This is a genomic window from Tindallia texcoconensis (genome assembly GCF_055383815.1).
On sequence record NZ_AP042431.1, the window covers coordinates 1,700,090 to 1,714,106 of the forward strand.

At 43.5% G+C, this 14,017-nt stretch carries 8 protein-coding genes; all 8 read left to right on the forward strand.

What is annotated here, in order from left to right:
• Positions 1–4: 4 nt before the first annotated feature.
• The 8 genes from ACZ47N_RS07690 to ACZ47N_RS07725 all read left to right on the forward strand — a co-directional run bounded on the left by ACZ47N_RS07690 (position 5) and on the right by ACZ47N_RS07725 (position 13,595).
• Complete coding sequence (locus tag ACZ47N_RS07690) at positions 5–1,606, forward strand: CTP synthase (RefSeq protein WP_464885979.1); 1,602 nt, start codon at positions 5–7, stop codon at positions 1,604–1,606.
• A 447-nt stretch (positions 1,607–2,053) separates the two neighbouring features.
• Entirely contained in the window at positions 2,054–3,190 is a 1,137-nt protein-coding gene (locus ACZ47N_RS07695) for a M15 family metallopeptidase (protein WP_464885980.1), read from the forward strand.
• A 27-nt stretch (positions 3,191–3,217) separates the two neighbouring features.
• Positions 3,218–4,255 carry a copper amine oxidase N-terminal domain-containing protein gene (locus ACZ47N_RS07700; protein ID WP_464885981.1) on the forward strand — a complete coding sequence of 346 codons (1,038 nt, stop codon included), beginning with the start codon at positions 3,218–3,220 and terminating at the stop codon, positions 4,253–4,255.
• 343 nt (positions 4,256–4,598) lie between these two features.
• Complete coding sequence (locus ACZ47N_RS07705; RefSeq protein ID WP_464885982.1) at positions 4,599–6,014, forward strand: fasciclin domain-containing protein; 1,416 nt, start codon at positions 4,599–4,601, stop codon at positions 6,012–6,014.
• 477 nt (positions 6,015–6,491) lie between these two features.
• Positions 6,492–7,703: a copper amine oxidase N-terminal domain-containing protein gene (locus ACZ47N_RS07710; protein WP_464885983.1), complete on the forward strand. Its 1,212-nt coding sequence runs from the start codon at positions 6,492–6,494 to the stop codon at positions 7,701–7,703.
• Between the two features lie 126 nt (positions 7,704–7,829).
• Positions 7,830–8,192, forward strand: a complete 363-nt coding sequence (locus tag ACZ47N_RS07715; RefSeq protein WP_464885984.1) for a four helix bundle protein — start codon at positions 7,830–7,832, stop codon at positions 8,190–8,192.
• A 680-nt stretch (positions 8,193–8,872) separates the two neighbouring features.
• Positions 8,873–11,341 (forward strand): copper amine oxidase N-terminal domain-containing protein, encoded by a 2,469-nt coding sequence (locus ACZ47N_RS07720; RefSeq protein WP_464885985.1) that lies wholly within the window; start codon positions 8,873–8,875, stop codon positions 11,339–11,341.
• A 151-nt stretch (positions 11,342–11,492) separates the two neighbouring features.
• Positions 11,493–13,595 carry a copper amine oxidase N-terminal domain-containing protein gene (locus tag ACZ47N_RS07725; RefSeq protein ID WP_464885986.1) on the forward strand — a complete coding sequence of 701 codons (2,103 nt, stop codon included), beginning with the start codon at positions 11,493–11,495 and terminating at the stop codon, positions 13,593–13,595.
• The last annotated feature ends 422 nt before the right edge of the window (positions 13,596–14,017 follow it).

A 14,017-nucleotide genomic window follows, 5' to 3' on the forward strand; every position in this document is an offset into this window, starting at 1 on the left:
TAATATGACGAAGTACATCTTTATTACCGGCGGGGTGGTTTCCTCCTTAGGAAAAGGCATTACCGCCGCATCCCTAGGCCAACTACTGAAAAGCCGTGGCATGAAAGTCACCATTCAAAAATTTGATCCCTACATCAATGTGGATCCCGGCACCATGAGCCCCTATCAGCATGGCGAGGTCTTTGTCACCGATGATGGCGCCGAAACCGATTTGGATTTAGGCCATTACGAACGTTTTATCGACATCAACCTTAGCAAATATAGCTCTGTTACCTCTGGCAAAGTATACTGGACTGTTATCAGCAAAGAACGAAAAGGCGATTACTTAGGTGGTACGGTTCAAGTGATCCCCCATATTACAAATGAAATCAAAGACCGCATTTATCGCCTTGGCAGTGATAGTCATCCAGATGTAGTGATTACGGAAGTTGGCGGTACCGTCGGCGATATCGAAAGCTTACCTTTTCTGGAAGCCATCCGACAGGTAAAACACGAAGTCGGGCGAGAAAACGTCATGTATATGCATGTCACCTTGGTTCCTTATCTGGGAAAAGCTGGTGAACTGAAAACCAAACCCACCCAGCATAGCGTTAAAGAACTGAGAAGCATTGGAATTCAGCCAGACATGGTAGTGTGTAGAACAGAACAACCTATTTCAAAAGACATGAAAGACAAAATAGCCCTTTTCTGCAATTTAGATCCCTGCCATGTCATTGAAAACATGGATGCAGACAGCATCTATGAAGTGCCACTTTTCCTTCAGCAAGAGGGATTAGACCAAAAAGTCATGGAGTTACTAGGCTTAGAAGCAGGACCAGCCAACATGGAAGAATGGAAAGACATCGTTCACCGAGATAAAAACCCAGAAGCAGAAGTGACCATTGCCATTGTTGGGAAATATGCAGAATTACAGGATGCCTATCTATCGATTGCCGAGTCTTTGAATCATGCCGGCATTCACTTTCAAGCACGGGTAAAGGTAAAATGGATCCACGCCGACAAAGTCAATGAAGAGACGGTTCAAAGTCAGTTGGAGGACGTACAGGGCATTTTAGTACCTGGCGGATTTGGAGAACGGGGCATCGAAGGGAAAATCACAGGGATTCGCTATGCCCGAGAAAATAAGATCCCCTTCCTTGGCATCTGCTTAGGGATGCAATTGTCCGTAGTAGAATTTGCTCGGAACGTAGCAGGTATTACAGAGGCCCAAAGCAGCGAATTTAGACAAGAAGCAAAAGATCCTGTCATCGACATTATGCCAGAACAAAAGGATATTGAAGATAAAGGGGGCACTATGCGCCTTGGCCTTTATCCCTGCAAACTATACCCAGAAACCAATGCCAAGAATGCCTATGGTGAAAACCTGATTTACGAACGCCATCGTCATCGGTTTGAATTCAATAATAGCTATCGAGATCAGCTTACGGAAGCTGGGCTCATCATCAGCGGTATATCCCCAGACGAACGACTGGTAGAGATGGTGGAATTAAAAGATCATCCATGGTATGTAGGCTGCCAATTCCATCCAGAATTCAAGTCTCGCCCCACCCGTCCCCATCCACTATTTAGAGAGTTTGTCAAAGCAGCACTGGAAAAGCAGGTATAAAAGCAGTTAGAAAAGCAGGTGTAAAAGCAGTTAGAAAAGCAGGTGTAAAAGCAGTTAGAAAAGCAGGTGTAAAAGCAGTTAGAAAAGCAGGTGTAAAAGCAGTTAGAAAAGCAGGTGTAAAAGCAGTTAGAAAAGCAGGTGTAAAAGCAGTTAGAAAAGCAGGTGTAAAAGCAGTTAGAAAAGCAGGTAAGAGGTAAGAGTTGGAAAGCAGTTTGTTAAAAGGGTAAGCAGGTTACAAGGGAACAGGTTATAGGTTATAGCCCCCTCTCCTCTCTCTCCTCTGTTGGGAGAGGGTTAGGGAAAGGGGGAGAATGGTGCCACACTTCAATGCTTGATAGAACACCTAAAGGGAGAGCAGTTTGGCTGCTCTCTTTTGTGTACCAATCAATGAATCAAGGATTGAGAAAAAAGCCCAAAAGCTTTACAATAAAAGAAAGGAGTTGCTTCATGGTGAAAAGAAGCTCTGGATTCATTTTATCAATTTCCCTTCTACTAGGGATACTAATGACCAGCAGCCTTGGATATGCTCAAGAAAAAGAGACCATTATTCAGTTCAAAATCAATGAAATAGAGGCCCAGAATAGAAGACAGGTTAGCAAACACATTGTAGAATTAATAGAATGCCTCAGCGGTGAGGAGATGAAAATAAAGGAAGAGATCGTCTTCCTAGATACACAGGACCCATGGGTACAGAAGGTATATACCGCTGGTATGATGGAAGATTTTCCCGTTGCGGTGCTAAACAATGGAGCGGTCCTCACATTTCCCAATACGGAAGTTACCTCCTCAGAAAAAGCCTTACTTCTGTTGAAAGCCTTAAATTTTCTAGATTCTGACGAAGACTTATGGATTACCACGGGAAAAGAAGAAAAAACCCACCTGTATGATTGGCTTAGGCAGAAACAAGGAATTCACTGGAAAAAAGATCCAGCAGACTTTTGGGAATTCCTTCAAGCCAAAGAAATAAAGCTGATAAAAATGGAGCCCCGCATCCAGAAAGATTTGCAAGGCTTCCGATTTATCGTCAACAGGGACCATCCCTTAGATCAAAGCTATAGACCGAAAAACCTTCAGCAGCCGGAAACACCATGGGTTTTTCAAAACGAATCATCCTATCTTCGTCAGGAAGCTGCAGAAGCCCTGGACAAAATGACGGAAGCCGCATTAGAAGCTACAGGAACACAGTTGTATCTGCGATCGGGATACCGCTCTTATGAAACCCAACAATACTTGTTTAATAGCCGAGCCAGCCAAAGAGGCGAAGCCGCCGCCAATCGGTCTACGGCAAGACCTGGACAAAGTGAACATCAGACCGGATTGGCAGCAGACCTGACCTCCCCTAAGGTGAATAGACAGATTAACCAAAGGTTTGGAGAAACAAAAGAAGGCCAATGGCTAAAGGATCATGCCCATGAGTATGGATTTATTCTCCGCTATCCCTTAGGCAAAGAATCCATCACAGGATATATCTACGAACCATGGCATTTTCGATACCTAGGAAATAACCTAGCCCAAAGATTGTATGAGACAGGCATGACCATGGAAGAATATTGGGAATATCAAGAAAAACAGGAAAGCAAGTAAGTTTAAGAAGCAGAAAGGAGGCATTACATGCCTAGAAAAACCAAGGGATTCATTTTCTCCATACTCCTAAGCCTAAGCCTCTTACTGACCAGCATCAGTGCTTACGCCAATGATCCGGAAGACCATCAAGATCAGGAAGACCATCCATCAACCGAGTATACCCATATCCACCTTCGTCCAGGTAGCACCGCCGCCATGATCAATGGAGAAGAGTTTACCCTAGAGGTTGCACCGGTTATTAGCGACGAAAACCGAACATTAGCCCCGATTCGCTTTATTGGCGAAGCCTTGGGGGCTCAAGTTACGTGGGACCCAGTGGGGAGTGCCGTCTTTTACCAGTCCACCCAAGAAGAAATAATTACCTTGACCATGAATAGGAGCATTGCCACTAAAAACGGCGAAGAGATCCAATTGCCAACAGCCCCAATTCTTCATGGATCAAGCCATCGTAGTCTGGTGCCTCTCCGATTTTTCAGTGAAACCTTGGGCTACAACGTCCAGTGGGAAGAGGAAACCCAAAGCATCACCATCACCGATGAGCCAATTCCGTCATCAGAACCATCCTCAGCCGAAGATTCCGAGGAAACCCAAGAAACAGAGAGCTCCCAGGATACCCCAGAACCTGAAGAACTGGAAGACCCAGAACCAAGGGAAACCACTGAATCCGAACCAGAGCCAGAATCCGAACCAGAACCGGAACCCCAGCCTGCATTAGCTCCCCCCTCAGCCTTAGATAAGTTGGAACTCACCGGTCAAAAGAGTATCGCCTTGCCAGAGAGCAGGCAAATGACACGAGAATACCAGGTCACTGGCTACACCCAAGAAGGCCAGGAAGTTGACCTGACAGAGGTTCCCTTAGAATGGAGCTTTATGGGAGTCTTAGGCTTCAACGAAGAATGGAACCCAGAGAATGTAGGCATCACCTTAAGTCAAAACGGCATATTGACCTTAAAAGACATACACGAAGACATTCGTTCCGCCACATGGATCTACCTACTGGTCACCACCCCAGAAGACTACGAACATGGCTACTTCGAAGCCGATATGGTGATTACACTGCTTTAGAAGCAGGCTACAGGGAAGCAGGTTATAGGGAAACAGGTTATAGGTTATAACTGTCCCCTCTCCCCTGGCGGGAGAGGGTTAGGGAGAGGGGGATAAAACGGCTAGCAATAGCCTTTTTTTATGCCCTTCTTTGCATCATTTGCATGTGCAAGTCTTTTGAAATTCCCTTTAAATTTTAACCTGTTAACTTCTAACCTGCCCTTCTAACCTGCTTTTCCTCCAATATTTTTCTGTAACCATAATGTAATATTACGTAAACAAGAAAGAGGTATAACTAACATAGGAGAATTATAGTTTGAATCTATATCAACTGGATAACAATAAGGAAGAGGAGTGGAAAGAAATGAATAAGAAGCGTGGGTTATCCGTATTACTTGTCCTTATGTTGGCTTTCAGCACATTTGGAGTTTATGCCGACGAACACATGGAAGAAGAAACCAACACCATCGTCGACATCGCCGTAGCCAACGAAGACTTCGGCACCTTGGTGGCAGCCCTTACAGAAGCAGAACTGGTAGAAACCCTTCAGGGAGAAGGCCCTTTCACCGTGTTTGCTCCAACCAATGAAGCTTTCGCAGACTTATTGGAAGCATTAAAAATTGAAGCAGTTGACCTGCTGGCTCATCCCCAGCTTACCGACGTCCTGCTGTATCACGTAGTAGAAGGAAAAGTTATGTCGAGTGATCTGGAAGACGGTATGGAAGCACCCACCGTCGGAGGGGAAAATGTAACGATCAGTCTGGAAGATGGCGTATTTGTTAATGAGTCAGAAGTTATTCAACCAGATATCGAAGCAGATAACGGCGTGATTCACGTCATTAACAGCGTACTAGTGCCAGAAAGCTTCGTATTAGAAGCAGAGGAAGAAGAGGAAATTGTAGTAGAAGAAGAAATCCTGGAAGAAGAGGAATCTGTAATTGAAGAAGCCGTCAGGAAAACCATCGTCCTCAAAGAAGGAGAAGATCAGGCTATGGTTAATGGCCAAACCATGACACTTCCTTTAGCACCCTACATGGTGGAAGACAGAACACTTATCCCACTTCGATTTGTATCGGAAGCTCTGGGTTATGAAGTTAGATGGGATGGAGAAGCACGCAAAGTAACCATTCTGGATCAGGAAGAAACCTTCGTAGAAATGACCATTGGTGTGATCAGTGCTACCGTAAGAGGAACAGAAGTCGAAATGCATGTTGCGCCTGAAATTCACCCAGGTACCGACAGGACGGTTGTTCCGTTGCGATTTGTTTCGGAAACCTTGGGCTATCACGTTCACTGGGATGACGAAACCCATGATATTACCATAACATCTGTTGTTGCAGAAGATGAACCAATGGAAGAAACCAATACCATCGTGGATATAGCAGTAGGCAACGAATCCTTTAGCACTTTGGTTGCCGCCCTTCAAGCAGCCGATTTGGTTGAAACCCTCCAGAGCGAAGGCCCCTTCACCGTATTTGCACCAACAGACGAAGCCTTTGCAGCATTACTGGAAGACCTTGAAATTGAAGCAGCCGACTTGTTGGCTCATCCACAGCTTGGCGAAGTCCTGCTCTACCACGTAGTGGCCGGAACTGTTATGTCCGGTGACCTGGTGGATGGATCAGAAGTTGCCACAGCAGGTGGCGAAACCATTATGTTTGATCTGGAAGACGGCGTGTTTGTTAACGAATCCGAAGTTGTTCAATCAGATATAGAAGCCGATAACGGCGTTATTCACGTCATCAACAAAGTTCTCGTTCCAGAAAGCTTCGAATTATAAGAAAGAATCCGAGAGTAGTTAACCCTCAGCAGTATAGAATGCTATACAGATAAAAGTGGCGGCCGGCAACGGCCGCCTATTCTTATGCTTTCTTTTCCCCTTCGTGGTTAATATCTTTTCAGTTCAAGATCTTTAAAAAGAAAGAATGAACGCCAAGAACGCAAAGGACGCTAAGAAAAGAAAAACATAAAGGATAGCTATTAAAGGCAGTTTTTAGGTTGTCGGGTTATAGGTGACAAGTTTTAAATCTTGTGAACTTAACTTTTAACGATTAACGTATACCTGCATCTATGCTTGCTTTAACCAGTTTCTTCCCTGCACTTACCTATAACCTTTTCACTTCTAACCTGCATTTACAACTGCTCTTCCCCTGCTTGTCTGTAATCGTATTGTAAAGATCAAACTCCGAAATATCTGTTATAATGATAACCGTCTATAAAGCATACGAAATATAATACAAAAAAAGGAGTGACATGAATGAACAAAAGAGGAATGTTAGCATTACTATTGGTTTTTATGCTGGTTTTTAGTTCGTTTGCTGCATACGCTGACGAACACATGGAAGAAGAAAATGGAGTAGAAGAAACAGAAATGGAAGCAAACGGCGAGGTTGACGCTGATGAGAAGGATGAAGCTACAGAAAACGGCGATGAAGACGTTGCTGAAGAAGTAGATACAGAGGAAGAAGTTGTTGAAGAAGACGAAGCAACAGAAGCTGACGAAGACGTTGCTGAAGATGTAGACGAAGAAGCAACAGAAGAAGACGAAGCCGTAGAAGAAGACGAAGCGGCTGAAGAGACAGAAGAAGAAATGGAAGCGGAAGAAGTAGTAGCAGCAGAACGAATCCAGCTTAAATTAGGCAACAACATTGCCATTATTGACGGTGAGCATGTAGAAGTAAACCCAGCTCCCTATGCAGACGAAAACCGAAGAACCATGGTACCCCTAAGCTTTGTAGGCCGTCAGCTGGGCGCCTCCTTTGACTGGGATGCAGATGCTCGTCAAGTAACCTACACCAAAGACGAAACCGTTATCCTATTAACCATCGATTCCAATATGGCTGTTGTCAATGGCGAAGAAGTTGAAATGGATACCGTAGCCGTCATCCTTGAAGGAAGAACCGTGGTACCCGTAAGCTTTATCAGCCGAACTCTTGGCTTTGACGTAGAATGGAACGGAGAAACCCAAACCGTAGTAATTACACCAGCAGTCGAAGGTGAAGAAGAAGCAGTAGAGGAAGAAGAAGCTGACGTAGACGAAGATGCAGACGCAGCAGAAGAAATGGACGAAGACGAAGCAACAGAAGAAGAAGTTGCCGAAGAAGCAGTGGACGTAGACGCAGATGCTGACGAAGATGCTGAAGAGGAAGAAGCAGCAACGGATGCAGAAGTAGCTGATGAAAGAACTCCATATCATGAAGAAGATCCAGATGTAATACCGAACAGCATGTACTTTTTACAAACTCCAAAAACAGAGTATAAAGTTGGAGAAGCCCTTGATTTTACAGACTTAGAATTTGGAATTTATGCTGGTCATGGTGGAACATCCATAACCGCAGAAGACTTCTTTGATTACGGAGTTGAATCCAGTATCGAAGAAGGAACCCCACTAACAGTGGAAGATACAGTAGTTGTTTTCACATCTCTTAATGATGCAACATTAGAAATGGAAATTACAGTGACAGAATAATAGGATTAGATTTAAAGAAGCGACCAGAGAATTCTGGTCGCTTCTTTAGTTAAAAGTTGGAAAAGCAGTGATGAGTTAACAGTTAAGTTCAAAATCTATTTAGACCACACCAAAAGGAGTCGACCGATGAAAAAGCCCTTTATAGGCGAAAAGTCATTTGCATTTGCAATTCGAATCGTCAACCTTTACAAATACCTCACCAACGAACAAAAGGAATACGTCCTTTCCAAACAACTCCTACGCTCCGGCACCAGTATTGGAGCAAATGTCCGTGAAGCACTACATGGCGAAAGTCGAAAAGACTTTGCCCATAAAATGAATATTGCCCTTAAAGAAACAGCAGAAACCATGTACTGGCTGGATCTGTTAGTGGCAACGGAATACCTGGAAGAAAAAAATGCAAAAACAATGCTATGTGAATGCAAGGAGCTTTACTTGATGCTGGTAAGCACGGTTAAATCAGTTAGAAATTCAGTTAAAAGTTATTAGTTAAGAGTTAATAGTTAAGTTCAAAAGATCCCGATTCGGTTTACGGTTTTTAACTCATAACTCATAACTGCAGTTAAAACTGCCTTTCCGTCTGCCTTTCCGTCTGCCCTTCCGTCTGCCTTTCCGTCTTTTAACTGGTTTTTAACTCATAACTCATAACTGTAGTTATAACTATTAACTGAACTAAATTGTAATTGTCCTGTAATGGTATTCCCCCAACTAAAAGAGTATAATGAAAACAGATCATATCACGAGGGATGAATATAGCAACAAAGTAAAGGTACAGTCGAACAGGTACAGGTCACTAATCTTTTGAACTTCACCTATCACTTATAACCTGTTCACCTGTAACCTGAACTTTACAGCTATGTTACAAAGCTGTAAAGTTCATTGACCTTGCTTTACCCTGGTGATATAATTGTCCACATGATGGAGGGTTGCGCAGTTCACCCTTCTCTCGGTGCCGGCGACGATGGCAGCTTCAGAAGGTAAACCTTCGCCGGAACCTGAAGAAGAAAGATTCGAAACCTGTACTGAAAGGGGGGAGTCTGTAAGACACTCAATCATACGAGCCAAGTCAAAGACCAATACTTAAGATCTTGCCGGCTTGACTGACCTAACATAGGCTCGTAAAACACCTAAGGCAAGGCCAAACCATATTAAAAGGAGGAAAATAATTAATGAGAAAAAGAATTGCTTTAATTTTAGCTGTAGCTATGCTCTTTAGTGTTATTATGCCTATGAGTGTATCCGCAGCAAGCAGCAACAGCGTTAGCTATGTACCAACAGTTGACGATGAGCACGTATTTGATTCAAGTGATGCACCAGAATTAAGAATCGAAGAAGATAGCACGGGTGATTTCTCTGATGGAGATTCAGGTGCTGTCATGATGGAAACACAGGTTTTCCGTTTAAACCTGACCAATGCAGACTTTGTTAATATTGCTGATATTGCAGCAGATACCAGAGTTCAAGGTGCAGTAGGAAACCCAGGGGTTCCTGGAACTGACGGAACGGTAAGAGTAAGCCGTCGTACAGATACTTCTGTAACAGTAACCGTTAGTGGATTTACAAGAGCGAATGCAGGCGATGACCTTCGAATTGATATCCCTCTTTACACTGAGATGGATAGTGAAGGCGAAGCAAGAGTAACAATCGACCAGCAAAACAGTAACTTGACAGGTGGAACTTACACATTTGCTATCGTGGCTGATGGTGAAACTACAGCTTTTGTAGACGATGTGGAAGATATCTCCAGAGGTCGTTACCAAAGAGCTGGGGACATCATCATCGATGAAGTTACCACAGGTTCTTTATCAAGTGGTGATTCTCACCGTGCTAGATTAAGACTTCCAAACAACTTTGAGTGGGAAAATATTTTAATCCATCAATCAGGTGATGACTACATCAATGAAAGTGGAACTGTAGTGTCATTACCAACTACTGGAGTACCAGCTTCTACTATAGAAGCAAATGAAAGAACTCTAGGAAGAAGTACTATCGTTCGTTTTGAAGGTTGGACTAATGTTGGAACTACAGCAGCTGAAGCAATTCAAATTAACGCTGCTGACACTGAAACTGACGGAAGAGATCTGTCTATTGACTTTACAGTTAATAGTGCACCTGCTTCCAGAGGATCTATCATTATTGGTTCAAGAATCAACGTAACTCGTGATGCTAACTATGGCGAAGTTTCTGTTAACTTAACAGGACGTGGCGATATTAGCAACCAAAGCGGGTTAGTGATTGCAGAATACATGGACTTTGGAGCTGCTTTCGAAGCAGAAGAAGATGGCGAAAAAGAATTCTTTGTTGGTCGATTATTTGACAACAACGACGAAGAATACGAAGTAGAATTTACAATTGAAGAAACTGTTGATAATTCCTTTATTTCAGGAAGAGACATCGACTTTATCTTCCCAGATTGGATACATGTTATTGATGTAGAAGCTTCTGATGATGCAGAAGACGGAACTATTTCTCTTGATAAAGATGGAGAAAATGAATTCTCTTACACCATCGAAGACGATGAAGATGAACTGACTTTCAACGTTAGATTTACGGCTAATGGAAATGCTCCTTTTGATGGAACAGAAGACATTATGATTAAAATCAGCGGTGGCGGTATTGAAGAGATGGAACAAGTTTTAGCAGTAGCTAAAAAGCCAGTAACCGTTGAAGTTGGAGAGCAAGTTGAAATGCTTTCTATCGGTACTATGAAGCAAGATGCTCCAGAAATCCTTATTTCTGAGACAGAAGCAGGCGCTTTAATGGAAGATGGAATGTTAAGATTACACTTACGTGAAACCTATGGCGGAAGCATTCGAATTGATGGATTTGATGTTGAAGTTGTAGAAGGTGATATCGAACTTAAAGACGACGACACTTATGGTGGCGGCGTAGGTATGGAAGTTGAAATTGATGTTGAGTCTACTGAAGCTTCAACTCTTAGATTCTACAACATCAAAATGGACGTTGACAGAAGCGCTCCAATGGGCGAGTACCAAATTGATGTTCGAGGAACTGCTGTAATCGAAAACATCACAGATGATGGTGATTTAATCGGTCGAGCAGATGACTACCAATTCTTTGGTGGCGGAGTTCAAGATGAGTGGAGATCTAACACTAACTTAGCAGGTACAAATTATAATACTGTTAATGATCACGTTGCAGAAATCCTTGACGAAGCAGACTTCTCTAGTCGAGTATTCAGAGCTGACTACGTATCCGTAGGAACTCCAATCGACTTACAAGAAACAGTATCTCGTGAAGAAGTTTCCATGACAGTTGGTCAAACAACTTACATGGTAGGTAGCGAGCAAATGACAATGGACGTAGCTCCATTCGTACAAGACAACAGACTAATGGTTCCAGTTGCTCATGTATCTAGAGCTCTTGGAGTTTCCAGAAACGCTGTAGTATGGGATGGCGATGCTAGAACAGTAACCATCTATGCAGACAAAGTAATGCAAATGGAAATTGGTAGCAGAACTATGTTAGTAAACGGTGTGCCTTCCGATATGGGAGCAGCAGCAACCATCGTTAGCGAAAGAACTTTTGTACCAGTATCCAGATTTGCTCGAGCTTTAGGAATTGATTACACGTGGGATGCAGCAGCTCAAACGGTAACCTTCCACGAAGAAAAGTAAATTAAAGCAGTAATTCTCTTTACAAAAAGAGCCCGCCTCGGCGGGCTCTTTTCCTATGTCGAAACAGCATGAAAGCTCCTGTTTCTCTTTTCTTGTTTAGGGTATCTATACAGATGATCGGCAAAAGATAAATTGATGAGGAGGATAAGGAATGAATAAAATGAAAAGAAGAATGGTATCCATATTGTTGGCAATGTCCTTAATAGTGCCTGTGGCCACTTTTGCGGCTACGGAAAATTCCGTGGGAGAAAGTACGGTCATTGCAACGGAAGAAGCGATTCCCTCTGGGGATGCTTATTTACGCATCCAGGATGACCGAGGGGATATGGGCACAGAGGAGCAACATATCCGATTAACTCTGGAGAATGCAGAATGGGCTCCGGCAGAAGAGTGGAATCCATATGAGTTTCGTTATTATCGGGAGGGGAGCCGAGTTGCCAATGGCAACAACTTTTCCGTAAATATTAGCCGAGTATCTTCCACACGTTTAGATCTTAGGTTTTCCTTGGATCCGGCAGATGTGGGACGTGATGCTGATGAAATTAGAATCCCTTTGAAGGCTTCCGTAAGTAAAGAAGGAGAAGCTACCGTCACCATCGACCCCTTAAACAGCATGGTTTCAGCCGGTGAGTTTGTATTTGCAGAAGGCGTCACCACAGAGGCCATTGTAAGAACCGGGGAAAAAACAACTTTTGGCCCTAGGGAAACAGCAGCCTTAGAAGACATCCGCATTGTAGAGACAGCAGCAGGGTCTATTCCTGAAGACGGTACAATGCGTTTTCGATTGCCACCGGGCTTCCAATGGGTTGAAAACTCAAACTTGGAAATAGAAGGAGAAGGATCTTTTCATGGAAGTGCCAGCTTTACCCTGAAGGATTGGATGCCAGAGGATAGAGAAATTTCTTTTTCTCCAACAGATCTTGGCCTTCAAAGATCAGAAGATACCACCAGAGGATCCATTCACCTTAAAGGGCTGGCTATTACCTCGGATGGTCAACGGTTTGGGGATGTACAGGTAATCACCGCTGGTATTTTAGGCAATCAAAGACTAACCGTTGCAGAATACATGGACTACACCGTATCCGCCAAGGCAGAAGGGTCTAAACCCACTATATATGCAGGCCGTTTTAATAGCTTAGAAGGCGAAGGCTATGAGCTGGCGCCATTAGTCATTGAAGAAGAAATTTTTGCTTCCATGAGCTCCGGTCGATTAGTGGATGTTGTTTTTCCAGATTGGGTTGCCATTACCAAGGTAATGGGCGTGGAGACAGAAGACTTCACAGCAGGAGATCATGCCTTTTCCTTTATCCCTCAACGGGAAAATCAAGATAAAATGCGTTTTGAAATCATGATAGAAACCACCCTGCATCCTTCTGCTCAAGGGGAGATAGAAGCTTCCATTGCCGGAGGAGGCATACCAGAACCGCTTACCGTTACTTTGGGTGAAGCAGTACAACCCGTAAGGATCGATGCAGATCCGGTAGTTTTCGTAGCAGATGATGAAGAAAATTTTTCGCCAGCAATCAAAATCACTGAAAGCTCCTACCGAGGATTAATGGAAGGCGTACTTGAAATTGATCTGGGCATCGGCGAATGGGCTGAAACACCAGAAGTTCAAGTAGAAACTGGAGATCTAGAAATTGGAGATATCCAAATAGAAGGCTCTTTACTCAAGATAACCATTGATACAGATAGCAGCGTTGCTTCTCAGATTCATGTTGCAGAAACACCAGTAACCGTAGAAGGTACTCCAGCCTTGGGCACTTATAGCCTCAGTGTAGGTGGAGATGCCTTGGTAAATAACGCGGTAGAGTCCTATTTTGATCAAGAATACTTTCAAGAACTGGAAATGCTTCAGGTAGCTCTTAACCGTGTCACCCAGGCAGTCTTTAGCCTAGGTAAAAATGCCTACTATGTAGATGGAGAAAGCTATGAACTGGACGTTGCTCCCTTTATTGAAGAAGGACGTTTAATGGTGCCTGTCGCCCATGTATCACGAGCCCTTGGCATTCCCCGTGAAGCAGTGGTATGGGAGGAAGACGCTCAAACCGTTACCGTCACTTCAGAAGACAGCGAAATGGTCATGACCATTGGCAGTGCCATGCTGACCGTAGATGGAGAAGAGAGGGATATGGGAGCCGAAGCCATCATCCTTGAGAACAGGACCTTTGTTCCTATCTCCCGCTTTGCAAGAGGATTAGGTATCGAATTCCAATGGGATGAAGATGCAGAAACCGTAACCTTTGAATTTTAGACATTAAATAAAAAAGCAGACTTCCTTATAAAAAGGGAGTCTGCTTTTTTGTTCTTCTAATAAAAAGCCTTGAAACCTTGCGTAGCAAACGTATTTCCCGTATAATGAATGTGCCAAACAATGAATAAAACAGTTGGAAAAACAGTTAGAAAAGCAGATAAGAGTTATTAGTTATAAGTTAAGAGTTCAAAAGACACAGGTAACAAGTAAGCAAGTTACAGGGAATAGGTTAAAGAGAAAAGGCAAAGGAACATGTATGAGGCGTATGTGGGAGTTTGAGGCACATGTGGGGACGGAGGTCATTTACTCCGTGCTTTTCGGGGAAAAAGACCTCCGTCCCCACTGTGACTGCTGTGAGCTGACTCCTTGCCTTAACTCTTGTGACTGCTAGTCTCAATAAAACAAGTTCTCTCCCATTGGCG